This window comes from Microbacterium sp. (assembly GCF_043427715.1).
In the GTDB taxonomy this organism is placed as follows: domain Bacteria; phylum Actinomycetota; class Actinomycetes; order Actinomycetales; family Microbacteriaceae; genus Microbacterium.
Genome location: NZ_JBHWTD010000041.1, coordinates 1 through 21425 on the forward strand (window position 1 = coordinate 1; position 21425 = coordinate 21425).

Annotated in this window: 17 protein-coding genes and 2 pseudogenes; 16 read left to right on the forward strand and 3 right to left on the reverse strand. The window is 70.2% G+C overall.

Features of this window, described 5'->3' with window-relative positions:
- Positions 1-6 precede the first annotated feature (6 nt).
- From ACHFGS_RS04020 to ACHFGS_RS04045, 6 genes and pseudogenes are all read left to right on the forward strand, one after another.
- Positions 7-1185 (forward strand): annotated as a pseudogene (locus ACHFGS_RS04020) (carbon starvation CstA family protein); the annotation flags it as partial.
- A gap of 101 nt (positions 1186-1286) precedes the next feature.
- Positions 1287-1493, forward strand: coding sequence for a YbdD/YjiX family protein (locus tag ACHFGS_RS04025; RefSeq protein WP_394278276.1), 207 nt, complete (start codon positions 1287-1289; stop codon positions 1491-1493).
- 22 nt (positions 1494-1515) lie between these two features.
- Positions 1516-2697, forward strand: a complete 1182-nt coding sequence (locus ACHFGS_RS04030; RefSeq protein WP_394278274.1) for a sensor histidine kinase — start codon at positions 1516-1518, stop codon at positions 2695-2697.
- Between the two features lie 9 nt (positions 2698-2706).
- A complete protein-coding gene (locus ACHFGS_RS04035) occupies positions 2707-3420 on the forward strand; it encodes a LytR/AlgR family response regulator transcription factor (RefSeq protein ID WP_394278273.1) in 714 nt (237 codons plus the stop codon).
- Entirely contained in the window at positions 3417-3806 is a 390-nt protein-coding gene (locus ACHFGS_RS04040; protein ID WP_394278272.1) for a heavy metal transporter, read from the forward strand. The genes ACHFGS_RS04035 and ACHFGS_RS04040 overlap by 4 nt, the downstream gene beginning before the upstream one ends.
- Positions 3803-5263, forward strand: a pseudogene (locus tag ACHFGS_RS04045) (cation acetate symporter). The gene ACHFGS_RS04040 and the pseudogene ACHFGS_RS04045 overlap by 4 nt, the downstream one beginning before the upstream one ends.
- Positions 5264-5381: 118 nt before the next feature.
- On the opposite strand, the gene ACHFGS_RS04050 reads toward ACHFGS_RS04045, so the two are convergent.
- Both ACHFGS_RS04050 and ACHFGS_RS04055 read right to left on the reverse strand, forming a co-directional pair.
- Entirely contained in the window at positions 5382-6074 is a 693-nt protein-coding gene (locus ACHFGS_RS04050) for a potassium channel family protein (protein ID WP_394278271.1), read from the reverse strand.
- Positions 6067-7416, reverse strand: a complete 1350-nt coding sequence (locus ACHFGS_RS04055; protein ID WP_394278270.1) for a TrkH family potassium uptake protein — start codon at positions 7414-7416, stop codon at positions 6067-6069. The genes ACHFGS_RS04050 and ACHFGS_RS04055 overlap by 8 nt, the downstream gene beginning before the upstream one ends.
- Positions 7417-7695: 279 nt before the next feature.
- Here ACHFGS_RS04055 and ACHFGS_RS04060 point away from each other — a divergent pair, with 279 nt between their 5' ends.
- The 7 genes from ACHFGS_RS04060 (at position 7696) to ACHFGS_RS04090 (ending at position 14796) form a co-directional block, all read left to right on the forward strand.
- Complete coding sequence (locus tag ACHFGS_RS04060; protein WP_394278269.1) at positions 7696-10191, forward strand: DEAD/DEAH box helicase; 2496 nt, start codon at positions 7696-7698, stop codon at positions 10189-10191.
- Between the two features lie 36 nt (positions 10192-10227).
- Positions 10228-10764 (forward strand): DUF1697 domain-containing protein, encoded by a 537-nt coding sequence (locus ACHFGS_RS04065; RefSeq protein ID WP_394278268.1) that lies wholly within the window; start codon positions 10228-10230, stop codon positions 10762-10764.
- Positions 10765-10846: 82 nt separating this feature from the next.
- Positions 10847-11104: a type II toxin-antitoxin system VapB family antitoxin gene (locus ACHFGS_RS04070; RefSeq protein ID WP_394278267.1), complete on the forward strand. Its 258-nt coding sequence runs from the start codon at positions 10847-10849 to the stop codon at positions 11102-11104.
- On the forward strand, positions 11101-11496 hold the full coding sequence (locus tag ACHFGS_RS04075) for a type II toxin-antitoxin system VapC family toxin (protein ID WP_394278266.1): 396 nt from the start codon (positions 11101-11103) through the stop codon (positions 11494-11496). Before ACHFGS_RS04070 ends, ACHFGS_RS04075 begins: the two co-directional genes overlap by 4 nt.
- 37 nt (positions 11497-11533) lie before the next feature.
- Positions 11534-12019, forward strand: a complete 486-nt coding sequence (locus ACHFGS_RS04080) for a GNAT family N-acetyltransferase (protein WP_394278265.1) — start codon at positions 11534-11536, stop codon at positions 12017-12019.
- Positions 12020-12058: 39 nt separating this feature from the next.
- The gene (gene recQ / locus ACHFGS_RS04085) at positions 12059-14164 is read left to right on the forward strand and encodes a DNA helicase RecQ (RefSeq protein ID WP_394278264.1); all 2106 of its coding nucleotides are present in this window, start codon (positions 12059-12061) and stop codon (positions 14162-14164) included.
- Positions 14165-14493: 329 nt separating this feature from the next.
- Entirely contained in the window at positions 14494-14796 is a 303-nt protein-coding gene (locus ACHFGS_RS04090; protein ID WP_394289165.1) for a hypothetical protein, read from the forward strand.
- Between the two features lie 9 nt (positions 14797-14805).
- On the opposite strand, the gene ACHFGS_RS04095 is transcribed toward ACHFGS_RS04090, so the two are convergent.
- Positions 14806-16077: a GNAT family N-acetyltransferase gene (locus ACHFGS_RS04095; protein WP_394289166.1), complete on the reverse strand. Its 1272-nt coding sequence runs from the start codon at positions 16075-16077 to the stop codon at positions 14806-14808.
- Between the two features lie 196 nt (positions 16078-16273).
- Here ACHFGS_RS04095 and ACHFGS_RS04100 point away from each other — a divergent pair, with 196 nt between their 5' ends.
- Genes ACHFGS_RS04100 through ACHFGS_RS04110 form a run of 3 tightly spaced genes read left to right on the forward strand, consistent with a single transcriptional unit; the run spans position 16274 to position 21371 of the window.
- Positions 16274-18403 (forward strand): acyl-CoA dehydrogenase, encoded by a 2130-nt coding sequence (locus tag ACHFGS_RS04100; RefSeq protein WP_394289167.1) that lies wholly within the window; start codon positions 16274-16276, stop codon positions 18401-18403.
- A 36-nt stretch (positions 18404-18439) separates the two neighbouring features.
- On the forward strand, positions 18440-19006 hold the full coding sequence (locus tag ACHFGS_RS04105) for a DNA-3-methyladenine glycosylase I (RefSeq protein WP_394278354.1): 567 nt from the start codon (positions 18440-18442) through the stop codon (positions 19004-19006).
- A gap of 16 nt (positions 19007-19022) precedes the next feature.
- Positions 19023-21371, forward strand: a complete 2349-nt coding sequence (locus ACHFGS_RS04110; RefSeq protein WP_394289168.1) for an ATP-binding cassette domain-containing protein — start codon at positions 19023-19025, stop codon at positions 21369-21371.
- Positions 21372-21425: the final 54 nt, after the last annotated feature.

Genomic DNA, 21425 nt, shown 5'->3' on the forward strand with positions numbered 1-21425 from the left:
TGACTCTGTGGGGCGCTGAGCGGCTTCCACGCCCTGATCAGCTCCGGCACGACCCCGAAACTGATCCAGAAGGAGTCACAGGCCCGCATCATCGGCTACGGCGGCATGCTCACCGAGAGTTTCGTGGCGATGATGGCGCTGATCACCGCCTGCGTGATCGACCAGCACCTGTACTTCGGCATGAATGCCCCGCTCGGGCTGACCGGCGGCACGCCCGAGAGTGCGGCCGCCTACACCAATGGCCTGGGTCTGGTCGGTCCCGGCGGGCAGCCGCTGCACGACGCGACGCCGGAGGTGTTCAGCCAGGCCGCCGCCGGCGTCGGCGAGCAGACGATCATCTCCCGGACCGGCGGTGCGCCGACGCTGGCCTTCGGCATGGCGCAGATCTTCGGCGAGATCCCGCTGATCGGTGCCGCGAAGGCCTTCTGGTACCACTTCGCCGTCATGTTCGAGGCCTTGTTCATCCTCACCACCATCGACGCCAGCACTCGCGTCGCCCGCTCCATGATCTCGGACCTGCTGGCCAATGTGCCGGGCCTGGGTCGCTTCGCCGACCACCAGTGGCGCCCGGGTGCCTGGATCACCACCGCACTCACCGTGCTCGGATGGGGAGCGCTCGTCGTGATGGGCGTCACCGACCCCCTGGGCGAAACCAACATGCTCTACCCGCTGTTCGGCATCGCCAACCAGCTGCTCGCCGCGATCGCGCTCGCCGTGGTCATGGCGATCGTCGCCAAGCGCGGGCCGAGCTTCGTGAAGTGGCTGTGGATCATCGCCGCGCCGCTCGCGTTCGCGGCCGTGGTGACCATCACGGCATCCGCCTACAAGATCTTCTCGCCGAACCCGGCGATCGGATACTGGGCGAACCACTTCCGCTACCGCGACGCGCTCGCCGCGAACGACACCAGCCTCGGCACTCCCGAGGTGATGGGCGCCGTCATCCGCAACACCTTCGTGCAGGGCACCCTGTCGATCGTGTTCGTGGTGCTCGCGATCATCGTGATCGCCGCCTCGATCGCCGTCACCATCGCCGCGATCCGTCGCGGCGGCGACACCCACGAGGACGAGCCGACCCCGTCGCGCCGCTTCGCCCCGGCCGGATTCATCGCCACCCCCTCCGAGCGTGCGCTCGAGAAGGAGTGGGAGCCGATCCTCGCCAACGAACGCGCCGCGAATCGGCACTGACCGGAGGAACACCCATGACCGCCGTGCACAACTCCTCAAGAACGTCGACGATCGGTGCCGTACCGGCCCGAACCGAGCCGAGCCGCACAGGGTTTGAGGAGTTGTGCACGCGGGGGTGGGCGCTCGTGGTCCAGGCGGGCCGCGGTGTCCGCTGGTACATGACGAACCTCATGGGCGACAGCGCCTATGGCACCTACGTCGCCCACCACCGGCGGGTGCACCCGAACGAAGAGCCGATGACCGAACGACAGTTCTGGCGCCAGAAGATGGACGACCAGGATCGCAACCCCGGAGCCCGCTGCTGCTGACTCTCCGCTCTAGGCTCATCGCATGACCGATGCCGTCGTCCTCGCCGCCCTGCTCGGCGGGGTCGGCGGCATCGTGCTGACGCTGCTGCTGATCCTCGCCCGCAGGTTCGCGCGCGGCGCCTCGGGACTGGGCAGCGAGGCCGAGGAAGCCACCTACCGCGCCCTCCATCACGCGAGCCTCGCGGCTCCGCACCTGCGGGGCGGTCTCGCCGGCGCCGACGTCGGCCGCAGCGCGAAGCACCTCCGGGCCGTGCTCGGCAGCCGCGCCGTCGTGCTCGTCGTGGGCGACGTCGTCGTCGCGCGCGACGGACAGACCGACGGGTTGGATGCCGCGGCCCGCCGCATCGCGGCGCAGGTCCGCGGCACCGGCCGTCGCCGCGTCTTCCCCCGCCCCGACGGCGGTGACGACCTCGAGGCGGTGGGCGCTCCGATCCGCGTCGACGACGAGATCGCCGGAGTGCTGGTCGCGTTCGCCGCGCCGGTGCGCGCGGCGCTCGTGCGGGCGACGGGGGAGCTTGCGGACTGGTGCGCGGCGCAGGCGACCATCGGTGAGCTGGACGCCTCGCGCACAGCGCTCGCCGAGGCCGAACTCCGCTCGCTCCGCGCGCAGATCTCGCCCCACTTCATCTACAACGCGCTGACGGCGATCGCCTCGTTCATCTCCACCGACCCGCCTCGCGCCCGGGAGCTGGTGCTGGAGTTCGCCGACTTCACCCGTTACTCGTTCCGCCGACAGGGGGAATTCACCACCCTGGCCGAGGAGCTGCGCAGCATCCACTCCTACCTCGAACTCGAGCGGGCCCGGTTCGGCGACCGCCTCACCGTGACGCTGCGGATCTCGCCCGAGACCCTCGCCACCGTGATCCCGTTCCTGTCGGTGCAGCCGCTCGTCGAGAACGCCGTCCGCCACGGCCTCGAGCCGGGGGAGCGCGGCGGGACGATCATGATCGCCTCGATGGATGCCGCGACCCACACCGAGATCACGGTCGAAGACGACGGCGTCGGGATCGACCCCGAGGAGCTCCACGCGCTGCTGACCCGGGTCTCCGACGGCGCGCACGTCGGGTTGCAGAACGTCGACACCCGCCTGCGCCAGCTGTACGGACCCGACGGGGGACTGGTCGTGGAGACGAACGTGGGCGCGGGTACCCTGGTGCGGATGCGGATCCCGAAGTCGCAGCCACACCACGATTCAGACCGGTGAGGTGAAGCCATGATCGACGTCCTCGTCGCCGACGACGAGCGTCCCGCACTCGACGAGCTCGCCCACCTTCTGGGAGCAGACGAGCGGGTGGGCCTCGTGCTCACCGCGTCGTCAGGAGCGGAGGCGGTCCGGCTGCTCAGCGAGCGGGCGGTGGATGCCGCGTTCCTCGACATCCACATGCCCGGCCTGTCGGGACTCGAGCTCGCCGCCGCGCTGCGGGGCCTCGCCAATCCGCCCGCGATCGTGTTCGTGACCGCCGACGACGCCCACGCGGTCGACGCCTTCGAGCTGCGCGCGCTGGACTACCTGCTGAAACCGGTCCGCGTCGAGCGGCTCCGCCGGGCCGTCGACCGGGTGGTCGAGCTCGAGCGCCCCGCCGACGCCGACGAGGTGCTGCCGGTGACAGTCGGCGCGAGCGTGCGGTTCGTGCACCGCAGCGACGTGAAATGGGTGCGCGCCGAGGGCGATTACACCCGGCTCCACACGGATGCCGATGCCGCGGGCAGTCTCGTGCGGATCCCCATCTCGGAGCTCGAGACCCGCTGGGCGGACGCCGGCTTCGTGCGCGTGCACCGGTCGTACCTCGTGCACGCGGCATCCGTCACCGAGATCCGCCTCGGCGGGGCCGACCCGGCGGTCTGGGTCGGAGCGGTCGCCCTGCCGGTGAGCAGGAGACTGCTTCCCGCGGTGCGCGACGCCCTCACCCGGCGGAGCGGGTCGTGACCGCGTCTCCGGACGAGGCGGCGGACCGACCGGCGCGCGTGCGGGTGACCGCGGGCACCGCACACCCGGGTGCACCGACGCGGGGGATCGCGCTGCCCGGGGCGCCGGTCGACGACGTCGATGCCGTGTATGCGCGGGGCCTGCAGCGGTCGCAGCTGCGCTTGGCGCTCGGCATCCTGCTCGGCTTCCTCACCGTGATGCTCGCGATGGTCTCGCTCATCACCCTCGTCCCCGAGCTCGATGACATCGCGATCCTGGGGGTCCCGGTGTCGTGGCTGCTGCACGCCTTCGGGCTGTACCCGGTCATCGTCGGCTTCGCGCTCCTCTATCTGCACGGCGCATCCCGCAACGAGCGCCGCTACCGGGCGCTGCGGGAGCAGGAGTGAATAACGTTCTCCTCGACCTCGTCGCCGTCGCATTCGTGATCGCCGCGACCGCCCTGATCGGCATCTACGGGCTGCGGGTGTCGCGGACGACGAGCGACTTCTTCGTGGCATCCCGCACCGTCCGGCCGCTCGGGAACGCGTCGGCGATCAGCGGGGAGTACCTTTCGGCCGGGACGTTCCTGGGGTTGTCGGGGCTCGTGCTCCTCAGCGGGTCGGAGGGGTTCTGGTTCCCGATCGGGTATGCGGCCGGGTACCTGCTCGTGCTGCTGTTCGTCGCCGCTCCCCTGCGCCGGAGCGGCGCGTACACGATCCCGGACTTCATCGAGGCGCGGCTGGAGTCGCGCGGCGCGCGGCGGGTCACGAGCGTCGCGTGCCTGCTCATCGGCTGGCTGTACATCGTCCCGCAGCTGCACGGTGCGGGGATCACGCTCCAGGTCGTCGCCGGCATCCCGCCGTGGGTGGGTGCCGTCCTCGTCGCCGTGGTGGTGGCGGCCGCCGCGGCTGCGGGCGGCATGCGCGCGATCACGTACGTGCAGGCGTTCCAGTACTGGCTCAAGCTGACCGCGCTCCTCGTGCCCGCCGTGCTCATCGTGTTCGCGGTCAACGGCGGTGCGTACGACGTCGATCCGCTCGTGGTCTTCCCCGCCGAGGCGGGCCCGTCGGGCCTCGACGCGTATGCGGCGGGGTCCCTCCTGCTGGCACTCCTTCTCGGGACGATGGGTCTGCCGCACGTGCTGGTGCGGTTCTACACGAGCCCGACCGGCGGCTCCGCGCGGCGGACGACGGTGCTCGTCATCGTGATGGTGAGCGTCTTCTACGCCGTCTCGAGCGTGATCGGGCTGCTCGCCCGGGTCGTCGCCCCCGACCTGGCCGCACCCGGCGTCGCCGACACCGTCGCCCTCGTGCTGCCCGCGCGGGTCTTCCCTGGCCTCGGCGGCGAGCTGCTCACCGCGCTCGTCGTCGCGGGGGCCTTCGCCGCGTTCCTCGCGACCTCGGCCGGACTGACCGTATCGCTCGCCGGGGTCATCAGTCAGGACGTCTTCAGCGGCTCCGTCCGCTCGTTCCGCCTGTCGGCCGTCGTCGTCGCTGTGGTGCCTCTCGCGATCGCGCTCGTCACGGCGCCGGCGGGCCTGGTGGCCTCGGTCGGCGTCGTGTTCGTGTTCGCGGCATCCGCACTGTCACCCGTGCTGCTGCTGGCGGTCTGATGGCCGCGGCTGACCGCGCGCGGCGCCGTCGCGGGAATGGCGACGGGTGCGGCCGCGTGCGGCGGGGCGTTCGTCGTCCACGCCGCGATCGGCGGAGTGGGACTCGCGGCGCCGCTGCTCGCCCAGCCCGCCGCCTGGACGATCCCGCTCGCGACGGCGGTCACCGTTGTCGTGTCGCTCACCGATCGAGCCGGCGCCCCCGTGCGCGCCGACGCCTACCTCGCCCGTCTGCACACCCCCGGCCGCGCCTGACCCGCCGCGGTGCGCCGCGCTCGCCCGCGTCCGGCCTGCACAACTCCGGATCAACCGCGGTCGTGACCCGCGAACAGCCCCGGGCGGCGGCATCCTCCGGAGAACGGCCGACGGCCGGTCACTGCAGGGCGGCGAACCGCTCCGTCCGGGCGACCGGGCCGATGACGATGAGCGTGTCGCCCTCGCCCACGACCGACGAGGCCCCCGCGGCGTGCCACTCGCCGTCGGCGGCCTTGATCTTGACGATCGTGACGCCGTGGCGGCGCCGCACCGCCGACTCCTCCAGCGTCCTGCCGACGATCTCGCTCGGCGCCGTCGTCTTGGCGACGACGAGGTCGCGGTCGAACTCGACGTAGTCGAGCATCTGCCCGCGGACCAGATGGGCGACCCGGCGGCCCATGTCGGCCTCGGGGAAGATGACGTGCTCGATCCCGAGCTGTTCGAGGATGAGGCCGTGCTGCTCGCTGATGGCCTTCGCCCAGACCGAACGCACCCCCATCCGCTTCAGCAGCGACGTCGTGAGGATGCTCGCCTGGATGTCGGACCCGATGCCGACGACCACACGGTCGAAGTCGGCGATGCCGAGCTGATCGAGGGCGGCCTGACGAGTCGAATCGGCCCGCACGACGTGCGTGAGCACACCGTTGAGGGATTGCACGATGTCCTCGTTCGCGTCGACGCCGAGCACCTCGGTGCCGGAGCGCGCGAGTTCGACGGCGAGGGCGCCGCCGAAGCGGCCGAGCCCGATGACGGCCACGGAGGTGGCCGAGGTGTCGCGGTCGCGGCGGCGCGACCAGAAGTGGTTATCCAATGATCGGACGCTCCTTCGGGAGTTCGTACTGACGTTTCTGCACGGTGAGGGCGAGAGCCGACCCGAGCAGCACGGGCCCGAGCCGCCCGATGAACATGAGGACCACGAGGATCGCCTGCGCTGCGATCGGCAGGTCGGCGGTGATACCGGTCGACAGGCCGACGGTCGCGAACGCCGAGATGACCTCGAACAGGATGCGGTCGAAGGCGAACGGGCTCATGAGCATGATCGCCAGCGTCGCCGAGACCACCAGACCCACCGACAGCAGTGCGACGGTGAGCGCCTCGCGGTGGGTCGAGCGGGGCAGGCGCTTGCCGAACATGTTGACCGCCTCGCCGCCGCGGAGCTCGGTCACGATGATGAAGAACAGCACCGCGAAGGTCGTGATCTTCAGACCACCCGCCGTGCCGGCAGGACCACCGCCGATGAACATCAGGATGTCGGTGACGAGCCAGCTCTCGGAGTGCATCTGAGAGATGTCGATCGTGTTGAACCCGGCGGTGCGGGGCATCACCGAGGCGGTGAACCCGGCGAGCAGGCGCCCCGCCGGGTCGAGCGCGCCGAGGGTGGCGGGGTTCGACCACTCGAGCGCCGTGAGGGCGATCGTGCCGGCGACCAGCAGGACGAGCGTGCCGATGACGACGGTGACGGTGTTGAGGGTCCAGTGCCGCGGGCGACCCAGGCGCCGCCGCAGCTCCATGATCACGGGAAAGCCGAGGCCGCCGAGGATGATGGCGCCGCAGATCGGCAGGCAGATCCACGGGTCGGTCACGAAGCCCATGAGGTTGTCGCTGAACAGCGCGAAGCCGGCGTTGTTGAAGGCGCTCATCGCGTGGAAGACGCCGAGCCAGATCGCGTCCGGCAGGGTCTCGCCGTAGCCGAGCCACCAGCGGAGCGTCAGCATCGTGGCGACGACGGACTCGACGGCGAGGGTGATCAGGGCGACACCGGCGAGCACCCGTCGGACGTCGCCCACGGCGACCGTGTGCGTCTCGCTGACCGCGGTCAGCCGGGTGCGGAGCCCGAGGCGCCGCGCCACGAGCAGGCCGAGCAGCGTCGCGAACGACATGACCCCGAACCCACCGATCTGGATGAGGGCGAGGATGACCCCCTGCCCGAACGGCGACCAGAAGGTGGGGGTGTCGACGATGACATGTCCGGTGACGCAGAGCGCACTGGTGGCGGTGAACAACGCCTCCATGAACGTCGCTGTGCGCCCCTGGGTCGCGGCGGGGGTCAGCAGCAGCCCGGTCCCGATCGCCAGGACCGCGCCGAAGGCGAGAGCGATGGTCTGTCCCGGCCGCACGCGGGCCAGCAGCAGGGGGAGGCGGAGAGGTCTCATCGGTCGGGTCCTGATCGGTGGATGCCGGGGCACACGCACCGTCCGCACCGAGGTTACTCTGCGGTTCTCCGGTTGGACGGCGTCTGACGCGCCGTAGACGGGCGTGCCGCGGCGTTCATCCGGAGAACGGCACGCCGGCTCCCCAGGAGCAGAATGTCGCGCACCCGTCGCGTGCCGAGTGCAGGGTGAGCCGCCCCTCCGCACCTGTTCGACGGCCTTCGGACCCGATCTGACCTGCACCGGGCACACCCTCCCGCCGCCGTGAGGCAGACTCGAGGGATGACCGTCACGCTGAGGGACCGGATCCCGGCGGGGTCGACACCGGATGCCGTCTACGAGGCGTTCCTCGAATGGAGCACCGGCCGGGGCATCGAGCTCTACCCCGCGCAGGACGAGGCGATCATCGAACTCGTCTCGGGCTCGCACGTGATCCTCGCCACGCCGACCGGCACGGGCAAGTCGCTCGTCGCGGTCGCGGCACACGCGGCATCCCTCGCCCGCGGCGGCCGCACCTATTACACCGCGCCGATCAAGGCCCTCGTGAGCGAGAAGTTCTTCGCGCTCGTCGAGATCTTCGGAGCGGATGCCGTGGGCATGATCACCGGCGACTCGTCGGTGAACCCGGACGCACCGATCATCTGCTGCACGGCGGAGATCCTCGCCAACACGGCGCTCCGGCTCGGCCCCGATGCGACGGTCGACCAGGTCGTGATGGACGAGTTCCACTTCTACGGCGATCCCGACCGCGGCTGGGCGTGGCAGGTGCCGCTGCTCATGCTGCCCAAGGCGCAGTTCCTGCTGATGTCGGCGACCCTCGGCGACGTCTCGACGATCTCCGCGGACCTCGAGCGTCGCACCGGCCGCCCGGTGTCCCTGGTCGCCGGTGCGGAGCGTCCCGTTCCGCTCGACTTCTCGTACGCGCGCCGGCCGGTCCACGAGGTGCTGGAGGGGCTGCTCGAGAACGGGGAGGCACCGGTCTACATCGTGCACTTCTCGCAGGCCGCCGCCCTCGAGCGCGCGCAGGCGCTGTCGAGTGTGAAGATCACGACGCGCGAGCAGCGCGACGAGATCGCCGCGGCGATCGGCGGGTTCCGCTTCACGACCGGCTTCGGCAAGACCCTTTCGCGACTGGTGCGCGCGGGCATCGGCGTCCATCACGCCGGGATGCTGCCGCGTTACCGCCGGCTCGTCGAGACGCTCGCGCAGCGCGGCCTCCTCCGCGTCATCTGCGGCACCGACACCTTGGGGGTCGGCATCAACGTCCCGATCCGCACGGTACTCATCACCGCGCTGTCGAAGTACGACGGCACGAAGATGCGCCAGCTGAGCGCGCGCGAGTTCCACCAGATCGCCGGTCGCGCGGGTCGTGCGGGGTACGACACCCACGGCAGCGTCGTCGTGATGGCGCCCGAGTGGGAGATCGAGAACGCGGTCGCTCTCGCGAAGGTCGGCGACGACCCCGCGAAGCGGAAAAAGATCGTCCGCAAGAAGGCACCCACCGGTGTCGTCAACTGGGGTGAGGGGTCGTTCGAGCGGCTCGTCGCCGCCGAGCCCGAGGCGATGTCGCCGCAGCTCCAGCTCACCACCGCCATGCTCATCAACGTGATCGGCCGCGGCGGCGACGTCTTCGCGAACGTCCGCTCCCTGGTCTTCGACAACCACGAGCCGCGCGCGCGGCAGTACGAGCTGGCGCGGCGCGCGATCGCCCTGTTCCGCACCCTGGTCGTCGCTGAGATCGTGGTCGCCGACGCCGACGGCATCCGTCTCACCGTTGACCTGCAGCCGAACTTCGCCCTGAACCAGCCGCTGTCGCCGTTCGCGCTCGCGGCCATCGACCTCCTCTCGCCCGACGACGCCGATACCGGCACATCGCACTATGCGCTCGACGTCGTGAGCGTCATCGAGTCGACGCTCGATGATCCGCGGGCGATCCTCGCGCAGCAGCAGTACAAGGCGCGCGGCGAGGCGGTCGCCGCGATGAAGCGCGACGGTGTCGAATACGACGAGAGGATGGCTCTCCTCGAAGAGGTGACGTGGCCGAAGCCGCTCGACGAGCTGCTCGCGCAGGCGTACGAGACGTTCGCGTCGAGCCAGCCGTGGGTGCGCGACTTCGAGCTGTCGCCGAAGTCGGTCGTCCGCGACATGTTCGAGCGGGCGATGACGTTCGGCGAGTTCGTCTCGTTCTACGAGCTCGGCCGGAGTGAAGGGCTCGTGCTGCGGTACCTGTCCGACGCGTACCGTGCGATCCGGCAGACGGTCCCCGCCGAGGCCCGCACCGACGACCTGCTGGATCTCATCGAGTGGCTCGGCGAGCTCGTGCGCCAGGTCGACTCGAGCCTCGTCGATGAGTGGCAGGCGCTCGTGAACCCGACGGATGAGCCGGATGCCGCGATCGTCCCGCCCGCGCCCCCGTCGATCCTCACGAATCGCCGCGCCTTCGTCGTGCTGGTGCGCAACGAGCTGTTCCGCAGAGTGCAGCTGGCGGCGCTGCAGGACGACGACGCGCTCGAGGCGCTCGACCCGGGCGTCGACTGGCCGGCCGCGCTCGACGCGTACTACGACGACCACGACGAGATCCTCACCGGTGGGCCGGCGCGCTCGCCGTCGCTCTGCGTCATCGACGAGTCGGAGCCCGGGGGCTGGCGCGTCGAGCAGATCATCGACGACCCGGCCGGCGACCACGACTGGCGGATCCGGGCGGAGGTGGACCTCGCGGCATCCGTGGAAGAGGGCATCGCCGTCGTGAGGGTGTCGGAGGTCGTGCGGCTGGGCTAGCCTTCACCGCATGTCTGTCGTCACCCGGTCCACCTGATGGTGGTGCACCTCGCGTTCCTCCGGGCGGTCAACCTGGGGCCCAAGCGCGTGTTCCCGAAAGCCGACATCCATCGGGTCGTCGGCGAGGTCGGCTTCGACGAGATCGAGACGCACCTGAACACCGGGAACGTCCGCTTCGGCACGCGCATGCGCGCACGGCCGAAGATCGAGGTGGCGCTCGAGCGTGCGTTCGCGCGCGACCGCGGATTCGAGGTGCCGACGATCGTCTTCTCGGCGGCCGAGTTCGTGCAGGTCGCAGCCGACACCGCCCGGCTCGATGACGAGCATCCGGGCCTCGCGCGCCACTACGTGTACCTCCTCAAGGAGCCGCTCGACGCCGACCGTGTCGCGGAGGTCGAGGCGCGCGCCGACGAGCGCGGCCGCATGATCGTGCTCGGGCGCGCGGCGCACGCGCTGCTGCGTCCCGGGTATCAGGACGGCCAGGTCGACCCCCTCGCCGCCGCGAACCTGCTCGGCGTCGCCACCAATCGCAACGCCAACGTCGTCCGCACACTCGCGGCGAAGTGGTGCTGAGCCGAGTCAGTCGGGGTCGTGCTAGGAGGGGGCTCCGACACTGGATGGTAGAAATACAGAAGCAGAGGGTAGAATCGCTACCATGGGGCTCAACATCAAGAACGAGGACGTGCACGCCGCCGTGCGCGAGCTGGCCGCTCGGCTCGGTGTGAGCCAGACCTCGGCGGTGGAGCGGGCTGTCCGCGAGAAGCTCGCAGCGATGGCCGAAGACGCTGACCTGGACGAGCGCGCACGCCGTCGACGCGAGGCGATCGCAGCCGCGCAGGAGGCGTATCGCGGCGTCGACCTCTGGGCGATCGCCGACGATCTGTACGACCCGGCGACGGGGCTGCCGAGGTGATCATCGACACGTCGGCGCTGATAGCCCTCCTGCACGGCGAGTCGAGCGCCGAGGCGATCGACATCGCGACCGAATCGGCGACGTGGCGCGGCATCTCGGCAGCCACGCTACTCGAGGCCTCGATCGTCGCCGACGGTACGTCCGACCCGGTCCGGTCTGCCCGGTTCGACGCGCTCGTCGCCGGCCTCGACATCGAGGTGGTGCCACTGACCGCAGCCCACGCCGCCATCGCGCGGCAGGCGTACCGCGACTTCGGCAAGGGCTCGGGGCACCCCGCCAAGTTGAACTTCGGGGACTGCTTCTCCTACGCGCTCGCCAAAGAGCGGGGCGAGCCGCTGCTCTACGTCGGCGACGACTTCGCGCACACCGACATCGCTTCTGCGCTCGGCTGAGTGGTGTTGAGCCGCATCGACATGTGAGGCTCGGGACATGGTCCTGACGATCCGCACGCCTTCTCCCACGGATGCCGCCGCGCTCGCCGACCTGCACGTGCAGACCTGGCGCGAGACGTACACCCACCTGCTCCCGGAGAACTACTTCGACGAGGCGTTCGTCCAGGGTCGACACGAGATGTGGAAACGTCTCACCACCACGCCGCGCGAGGATCTGACCGTCCGGCTCGCGGAACTCGACGGCGTGCTCGTCGGATTCGCGATGTCGGGGCGGCCGCTGGGCGACGACCCCCCGCGTGACCGCCAGCTGTACTTCATCTACGTCGCGGCATCCGCCCACGGGACCGGTGCCGGCCAAGCCCTGCTCGAGGCCGTGCTCGGCGACGGACCCGCCCTGCTGTGGGTCGCCGAGCAGAACCCCCGCGCGTTCGCGTTCTACCGGCGCAACGGCTTCGCCTTCGACGGCGTGGAACAGCTCGACCCCGGCGCGCCCGCCATCACCGACCTGCGCATGGTCCGCTGACCACGGCGGGTGTCGGCGGCCGCGGCTATCGTGGATCGGGTGAGTGACGGCGGCTGGAACGGTGACCCCTACGCCGATCTCTCGTGGGATCCCGACGATCTCGTCCCGCCCGACGACTTCGACGCTCCGCCCCCGCCCGATCCGCGGTACGACGATTACGGTGCCGCCGTCGCGCGCGCGACGCGTTCGGCACCGGATGCCGCGTCGCCGGCACCCGGCCGAGACCCGTTCCAGGGCGCGGGTGCCCCTCGAGGCGCCGCGGCCCGCACCGCTCCTCCGCGGGTGGCAGCGGCACCGGCATCCGTCCTGCGGCTGGAGCGACGCGACCACGTCGGAGATGACCCGGTCGCGGTGCTCTCGGACGTGTTCGGGTACGACGCGTTCCGCGGCGACCAGGCCGACATCGTCTCGCACGTGATCGCCGGTGGCGACGCCGTCGTCCTGATGCCGACCGGTGGCGGCAAGTCGATCACCTACCAGGTTCCGGCGCTCGTCCGGCCCGGCACGGGGCTGGTCATCTCGCCGCTGATCGCCCTCATGCACGATCAGGTCGACGCGCTGATCGCCAACGGCGTGCGCGCCGCCTTCCTCAACTCAACCCAGAGCCCCGCCGAGCGGGCCGGAGTCGAGCAGGCTCTCCTCGACGGCGAGCTCGACCTCATCTACGTCGCCCCCGAGCGGCTTTCGGTGCCGGCCACGACCGCGCTGCTCCAGCGCGCGCAGCTCAGCGTCATCGCGATCGACGAGGCCCACTGCGTGTCGCAGTGGGGCCATGACTTCCGACCCGACTACCTCGCGCTCGGCGACCTCGCCGAGCGGTTCCCCGGCGTCCCGCGCATGGCGCTCACCGCCACCGCGACCCGGGCCACCCACACCGAGCTCACCGAGCGGCTGCACCTGCCCGACGCGCGGCACTTCGTCGCGAGCTTCGACCGGCCGAACATCCAGTACCGCATCGAGCCGAAGGTCGACGTGCGACGCCAGCTGGTGCAGTTCATCCGCACCCAGCCCGACGGCGCCGCCGGCATCGTCTACGCGCTCAGCCGCAAGTCGGTCGAGCAGACCGCCGAGTACCTGCGGACGCAGGGGATCGATGCGTTGCCGTATCACGCCGGTCTCGACGCCGGCGTCCGCTCGCGCCATCAGTCCCGATTCCTCCGTGAGGACGGCGTCGTCATGGTCGCGACGATCGCGTTCGGCATGGGCATCGACAAGCCCGACGTGCGTTTCGTCGCCCACATCGACCTGCCGAAGTCGGTCGAGGGGTACTACCAGGAGACCGGTCGCGCGGGCCGTGATGGTGAGCCCGCGACGGCGTGGATGGCGTACGGTCTGGGCGACGTGGTGCAGCAGCGACGCCTGATCGACCAGTCGCCGGGCGACCGGACGTACAAGATGCGGATGGGTCAGCATCTCGACGCGATGCTCGCCCTCTGCGAGACGGTGTCGTGCCGTCGACAGAACCTGTTGGGCTATTTCGGCCAGTCCTCCGACGCGTGCGGCAACTGCGACACGTGCCTCACGCAGCCCGACACGTGGGATGGTCTGGTCGCCGCGCAGAAGCTGCTGTCGACGATCGTCCGGCTGCAGCGCGAGCGGAACCAGGCGTTCGGCGCGGGGCACCTGATCGACATCCTCCGCGGCGCGTCGACCGAGCGGATCCGTCAGCAGGGCCACGACAGACTCTCCACGTACGGCATCGGCAGTGACCTGTCCGACCAGGATTGGCGTTCGGTCGTGCGGCAGCTCCTCGCGCGCGGCATCCTCGTCGCGCAGGGCGAGTACGGCGTGCTCGCTGTCGGTGAGAGCGGCGCCGCCGTGCTGCGCGGGGACGAGCCGGTGCCGTTGCGGCGTGACGTGCTCGGCCGCACGGGCGGTGGCTCGTCCCGCGCGAAGCGTCAGTCGAGCTCGGATGCCGTGCCCGAGGGCGACCGCGACCTGTTCGAGGCGTTGCGCGCGTGGCGCGCCGAGCAGGCCCGGGAGCAGGGAGTGCCGGCGTACATCGTCTTCGGCGACGCGACCCTGCGGGCCCTCGCCGAGCACCGCCCGCGGTCGGTGGGAGACCTCGACGGCATCACCGGCATCGGCGCCAAGAAGCGCGAGGCCTACGGCGAGGCCGTCGTCGCCGTCATCGCCGGGGCCTGACGCACTCCCGCTTCAGGTGGCAGGACACGCCGCTTCCCTGCGCCCGAACCGACAGGAGCTGCCACCTGAGCGCAGATGGGCACGCGCAGCGCTGCGACGGCCCGCTTCAGGTGGCAGGACACGCCGCTTCCTCGCGCCCGAAGCGACAGGAGCTGCCACCTGAACCCGCACCAAGCCCAAGAGTGGGCGGATGCCGCGAACTCGCGACACCCGCCCCGACCGCGGCGCCCGACCGGCGCCGAGGCCCCTACTTGATCGACCCCCGCATGACGCCGGAGATCACCCAGCGCTGGGAGAAGATGTAGACGATCAGGAGCGGCGCCATCGCCATGAGGTCTGAGGATCCCGCCGTCCGCACGATCGTCGGTGCCGCCGGCAACGCGCTCGGCACCCTGATCGCCCTTGCCGCGAACCTCAGCCTGCAGTCGTCGATCGTGTTGGCGGGCGAGGGCATCGCGCTGTTCGGCGTCGTGCAGGATCGCGTGCGGGCCGCGATCGCCGCGGGCCGCGACCCGCAGGCGCAGCCGCTCGACATCCACGTCGACGACTCGGGCTTCCGCGCCTGGGCTCGAGGCGCCGCGGCCGTCGCCATCCAAGCGTCGATGGATCGGATGCGATCCGGCCGCGGCTGAGCGGCGCCGTCAGCCGAAGGTGCGCACGCGTTCGACGCGCATCACGTGCGGGAGTGCATCGGTGTCGCGGGGCGACGACGGGTCGGGGAGCTCGTACAGGTCGAGCATCAGCTGCACCGGGTAGTCGATCGCCGCTGCCGCGGTCTTCACCCAGCGCCCGTCGACGAAGAAGCGCAACCGTTCGGGCGTCCACTCGACCGCGTAGTCGTGCGGCTGGGTGAGGTCGCCGTCGACCCACACCTTCTCGAACGACCAGCCTCTCTCGAACGCATCGCGGAGTCGTGGATCGTTCTGGGGTTTCACGCCGACACCGACCCAGCCACCGCCGTCGTCGATCTCCGAGCCGAAGACCTCCGCGATGCAGATCTCGCCGGACTCCTCCGGTGCGTCCTCGACGCCGATCGGCCAGAAGGCGACCATGGCGTCGGGATGCCGCACCGCCGACATCCGCACCTCGATGACGCCGAAGTGCGGCAGCCAGAGCCGGCGCTCGGGCTGGGCTTCGCGCACGACGAGCCCGTCGCGGAACCGGTGCTGGCCCTCGGTGGTGCCGACGTCGCCCGAGACCTGACCGGTCTGCAGATGGGAGACGCGCACGTCGCCGTCCCATTCGGGCGCCCACGGTGGCGTGTCCTCGTCGATGCGGAGGAGGAGGCCGTCGCCGACCTCGTACCGGGCGGCCGTGCGCTCGCGCGACGACCAGTGCGGCGTATAGAACGGCCACCACCGATCGGGGGAGAGCGTGTCGGAATCGAAGCGTTCGTCCACGGTCGCCACCCGCCCGGTGAGGTCGAGTGGAGAGAGATCGAGCGCCCAGATGCGGAAGTGCAGCTCGCCGCCGCGCCACGGTTCGCGGCCCTCGCCGCGCACCTCGAAGCCCGCTCGCGCGCACAGGGCGTTGGATGCCGCGTTGTCGACTCCCGGGTACGCCGTGAGCAGCGCGCGTCGTCCGTCTCGTCGTACCGCGGCGATGAGCAGTCGGAGCGCTGCGCCCGCGACGCCGACTCGCTGATGCTCTGGGACGACGCTCCATCCGGCCTCGTACACGGGGATGCCGTCCTCGTCGGACTCCCAGTAACCGATGCCCCCGGCGGGCTCGCCGTCGACCTCGATGCGGAACATGCGCCCGCCGGTGTCTGCCACGCGGAGGTAGCGCGCCTGGCGGCGTTCGAGATCCTCGGCCGACTCGGGGCCGCCGAGGTGGGCCGTCATCTCGGGCGTGTTCATCCGTTCCAGCAGGGGCAGGTCCCCGTCGCCCCATGGCTCGATCGTGACCGTCATCCTCGCTCCGTCCTCGCCTGCTCAGGATGCCGCGAACCTGCGACACCGGCATCCGGTGTAGGCCGTGCACAACCAGTCGGGGCGGCGTCGCCGGGGCGACTTGTCCCTCCCGCACAACCGGGTTGGTGCTCTGTTGGAGGACTCCTACCGTTGGAGGCGAACTTCCCTGTCCCGCCGCTTCCCGGAAAGGCCAGTGATGACCGACACCGTCGTCCGCCCCAGCACGCCCGCCAACAACCAGCGCACCCCCGCCGGCGGCGCTCCCACGGCCGCGCACAGCGCGGCCGAAGCCGGCGAGCCCCGCATCGACATCGACGCCGTCGGCGTGATGCTCCGCGGCACGTGGGGTGAGACGCGCCTGACGGCGCGCGAGATGATCAAGGACCCCGCGTTCTGGCGGATCGACGGGCAGACCGTCGCCGAACACCGCGAGCGCGTGATGGGCCAGGTGCGTCTCCTCGCCGAGCACGGCGTCTCCAGGCGCGCTCTCCCACGCGAGTACGGCGGCCTCAACGACAACGGCGCCAACCTCGCCGGCTTCCAGGAGCTGGTCCTCGCCGACCCGAGCATGCAGATCAAGTCGGGTGTGCAGTGGGGCCTGTTCGGCTCCGCCGTGCAGCAGCTGGGCACCAAGCACCACCACGACCTGTGGCTCGAGGACATCGCTTCCGCGGCACTTCCCGGCGCCTTCGCGATGACCGAGATCGGCCACGGCTCCGATGTCGCCGCGATCGGTACCACCGCGACCTACGACCCTGAAACCGAGGAGTTCGTCATCAACACGCCGTTCCGCGCGGCGTGGAAGGACTACCTCGGCAACGCCGCCGTGCATGGTCAGGCGGCGACGGTCTTCGCGCAGCTGATCACGAAGGGCGTGAACCACGGCGTGCACTGCTTCTTCGTGCCCATCCGCACGCCCGAGGGCGAGCTGCTGCCGGGCGTCCAGAGCGAGGACGACGGCGTCAAGGGCGGCCTCAACGGCATCGACAACGGTCGTCTCGCGTTCGACCACGTCCGCGTCCCGCGCACCAACCTGCTCAACCGCTATGGCGACGTCGCCGCCGACGGCACGTACTCCAGCCCGATCGAAAGCACCGGCCGCCGCTTCTTCACGATGCTCGGCGCGCTCGTGCAGGGCCGCGTCTCGCTCGACGGCGCCGCGACGGTCGCCGCCTCGCTCGGGCTCTACATCTCGCTGACGTATGCGAACCAGCGTCGTCAGTTCGACTCCGGGGCGGGCACCGACGAGGTCGTCCTCCTCGACTACGGCAAGCACCAGCGCCGCCTGCTGCCGCGCCTCGCGCAGAACTACGCGCAGTACTTCGCCCACGACGAGCTGCTCGTGAAGTTCGACGGTGTCTTCGGCGGCACCTCCGACACCCCACAGGAGCGCGAGGATCTCGAGACGCTCGCCGCGGCGCTCAAGCCGCTCAGCACGTGGGCGGCGCTCGACACCCTGCAGGAAGCCCGCGAAGCGTGCGGCGGCTCCGGTTTCATGGCGGAGAACCGTCTGGTGGGGCTCCGGGCCGACCTCGACATCTACGTCACCTTCGAGGGCGACAACAACGTCCTGCTGCAGCTGGTCGGCAAGCGCCTCCTCGGTGATTTCGCGAAGCAGTTCAAGGGCGCGGATGCCGCGACCCTGGCGAAGTTCGCGGTCAGTCAGACGGCGGGCAAGGTCTTCCACGGCGCCGGACTCCGGAGCCTCGGCCAGACGGTCGCCGACTTCGGGTCCACGGCGCGATCGGTCGAGCTGGGTCTGCGCGCCGAGCAGCAGCACGAGCTGCTCGCGGGCCGGGTCGAGCAGATGGTCTCCGACGTCGCCGGTGCCCTCCGCCCGGCATCCAAGCTGTCGGGCGCCGAAGCCGCGGCCCTGTTCAACACGCACCAGTCCGAGCTGATCGAAGCCGCCCGCGCCCACGGCGAACTGCTGCAGTGGGAGGCCTTCTCCGACGCGGTCAAGAACACGGCGGACGAGGGCACCCGTCAGGTGCTCACGTGGCTGCGCGATCTGTTCGGCCTCACGCTGATCGAGAAGCACCTTGCGTGGCACCTCATCAACGGCCGCCTGTCGACGCAGCGTGCCGCTGCGGTCTCGAAGTACATCGATCGCCTGTGCGCGCGGCTCCGTCCGCACGCGCAGGATCTCGTTGACGCCTTCGGGTTCGCTCCGGAGCACGTGCGTGCGCCCATCGCCTCCGGCGCGGAGCAGAAGCGGCAGGACGAGGCTCGCGCTCACTACGCCGATCTCGCGGCACGAGGCGTGGCGCCGGTGTCGGAGAAGTCGCTGAAGAAGAAGTCGGAGCGCGCGTCGAAGAAGGCGTGACCGCCCCGTGACGGAGGCCGTCGGTAACCTGACGCGGTGAGCATCCGTGTCGGGCCCGACGGCCTCCCTCGTTGCGCGTGGGTCGGCGACGACCCCGAGTACCGCCGCTATCACGACGAGGAGTGGGGGCGGCCGCTGCACGGCGACCGAGCGCTCTTCGAGAAGATGAGCCTGGAAAGCTTCCAAGCCGGGCTCTCCTGGATCACGATCCTCCGCAAGCGCCCGCGATTCCGCGAGGCGTTCGCAGGGTTCGATCCCGCGCAGATCGCTCGGTTCGACGCGGCCGAGGTCGATCGCCTGATGACGGATTCCGGGATCATCCGCAACCGCGCGAAGATCCTCGCCACGATCGGCAACGCCCACCTGGTCCTCGACATGCCGGCGGGCGAGCTCGACTCCCTGATGTGGTCGTTCGCGCCGCCGGCCGGACCCCGCCCGGCATCCCTCGCCGATGTGCCTGCGACCACTCCGGAATCGGAGGCGATGTCGCGCGAGCTGCGCCGACGCGGTTTCCGCTTCGTCGGCCCGACGACGATGTACGCACTCATGCAGTCCGCGGGCATGGTCGACGATCACGTCGAAGGATGCCACCGCGCCGCCTGACGGGCAGACTGGACGGATGAGCGCTCCCCAGCACACCGCCGACTCCCATGACGTCATCCGTGTGGTCGGTGCACGGGAGAACAACCTCACCGGCGTCGATGTGGAGATCCCCAAGCGGCGTCTCACCGTCTTCACCGGCGTGAGCGGGTCGGGCAAGTCGTCCCTCGTCTTCGGGACGATCGCGAACGAGTCGCAGCGTCTCATCAACGAGACCTACCCGACCTTCGTGCAGCAGTTCATGGCGCAGCTGTCACGGCCCGAGGTTGACGCCCTCGAGAACGTGAGCCCGGCGATCATCGTCGACCAGGAGCGCATGGGCGCCAACGCGCGATCCACAGTCGGCACCGCCACCGACGTGCACGCCATGCTGCGGGTGCTCTTCAGCAGGCTGGGCGTTCCCCACGTCGGATCTCCCCAGGCATTCAGCTTCAACGTCCCCTCGGTGTCCGGCTCCGGCGCGATGACTCGTGAGACCGCAGACGGTGCGAGCGTCCGCGAGCACCGTTCGTTCGAGATCACCGGTGGCATGTGCCCGCAGTGCGAAGGTCTGGGTGAGGTGAGCGACGTCGACCTCGACGAGCTGTTCGACGCGTCGGCATCCCTCTCCGGCGGGGCCATTACCGTGCCGGGCTACACCGTCGACGGCTGGATGGTGCGGGTGTTCACCGAGTCGGGACTGCTCGATCCCGACAAGCCCATTGCGGAGTACACCGAGCAGGAGCGCCACGACTTCCTGTACAAAGAGCCCACCAAGCTCAAAATCCAGGGCATGAACATGACCTACGAGGGTCTCATCCCGAAGATCACGAAGTCATTCCTGCAGAAGGACCGTGACTCGCTGCAGCCGCACATCCGCGCCTTCGTCGATCGCGCGGTCCGGTTCCTGCCCTGCCCCGCCTGCGAGGGTACCCGCCTCAACGACGGCGCCCGCTCCTCGAAGATCGGCGGAGTGAGCATCGCCGACGCGGCCGCGATGCAGATCACCGATCTCGCGGTCTGGCTCGACACCGTCGACGGCGCCGCCGTCGGCCCGCTCCTGAGTGGGCTGAGGAAGACCATCGGCTCCTTCATCGACATCGGTCTCGGCTACCTTTCACTCGACCGAGCTTCCGGGACGCTGTCGGGAGGCGAAGCCCAGCGCACCAAGATGATCCGCCACCTCGGATCCGCGCTCACCGACGTGACGTACGTCTTCGACGAGCCGACCGCCGGTCTCCACCCGCACGACATCCAGCGGATGAACGACCTGCTCCAGCTCCTGCGTGACAAGGGCAACACCGTGCTCGTCGTCGAGCACAAACCCGAGGTCATCGAGATCGCAGACCACATCGTTGACTTGGGCCCCGGCGCCGGATCCCGCGGCGGCTCGATCGTCTACGAAGGCGATCTCGCCGGCCTCCGCGCGGCGGACACGCTCACCGGCCGGCATTTGGACCACCGGGTGAAGCTCAAGGAGAAGACCCGTGAGCGCACCGGGGCGCTGGAGATCCGGGGCGCTTCCCAGCACAACCTCGTCGGAGTCGACGTCGACATCCCCCTCGGCGTGCTCGCCGTCGTGACCGGCGTCGCCGGTTCGGGGAAGTCCTCGCTCATCCACGGCAACGTGCCGCGCTTCGACGACGTGGTGGTCGTCGACCAGACCCCCATCAAGGGTTCGCGACGATCGAGCCCGGCGACGTACACCGGCGTCCTCGATGCGATCCGCACCGCCTTCGCGAAGGCCAACGGTGTGAAGGCGTCACTGTTCAGCGCCAACTCCGAGGGCGCCTGCCCGGCGTGCAAGGGGCTCGGGGTGATCATCACCAACCTGGGCTTCACGCAGAGCGTGGAGACCCGGTGCGAGGTGTGCGAGGGGTCGGGCTTCGGCGACCACGTGCTCGAGTACCGCCTCGACGGGAAGAACATCGCGGAGGTCCTCGCGATGTCGGCCGACGAGGCGCACGGGTTCACGACCGGCGCCGCCAAGACCACGCTCGCGCGGATGATCGATGTGGGACTCGGCTACATCACGCTCGGTCAGGCCCTCAACACGCTCTCCGGTGGTGAGCGGCAGCGGCTGAAGCTCGCCATCGCGATGGCGAAGAAGGGCGCGGTGTACGTCCTCGACGAGCCGACCACGGGCCTCCACCTCGCCGACGTCGACACGCTCCTCGCGCTGCTCGATCGCCTCGTGGATGCCGGGAACTCGGTCATCGTCATCGAGCACCACCAGGCGGTCATGGCGCACGCCGATTGGATCATCGATCTCGGCCCCGGGGCGGGTCGCGATGGCGGTCGCATCGTCTTCGAGGGGACACCGCGAGATCTCGTGGCGGATCGGTCGACGCTGACGGGGGAGCATCTCGCCCGCTACGTCGGAAGCTGAGGGTCGACCCCGTCGACGTCGAAGCCCAACAGAATATATGGGGAGTTCTCCCCA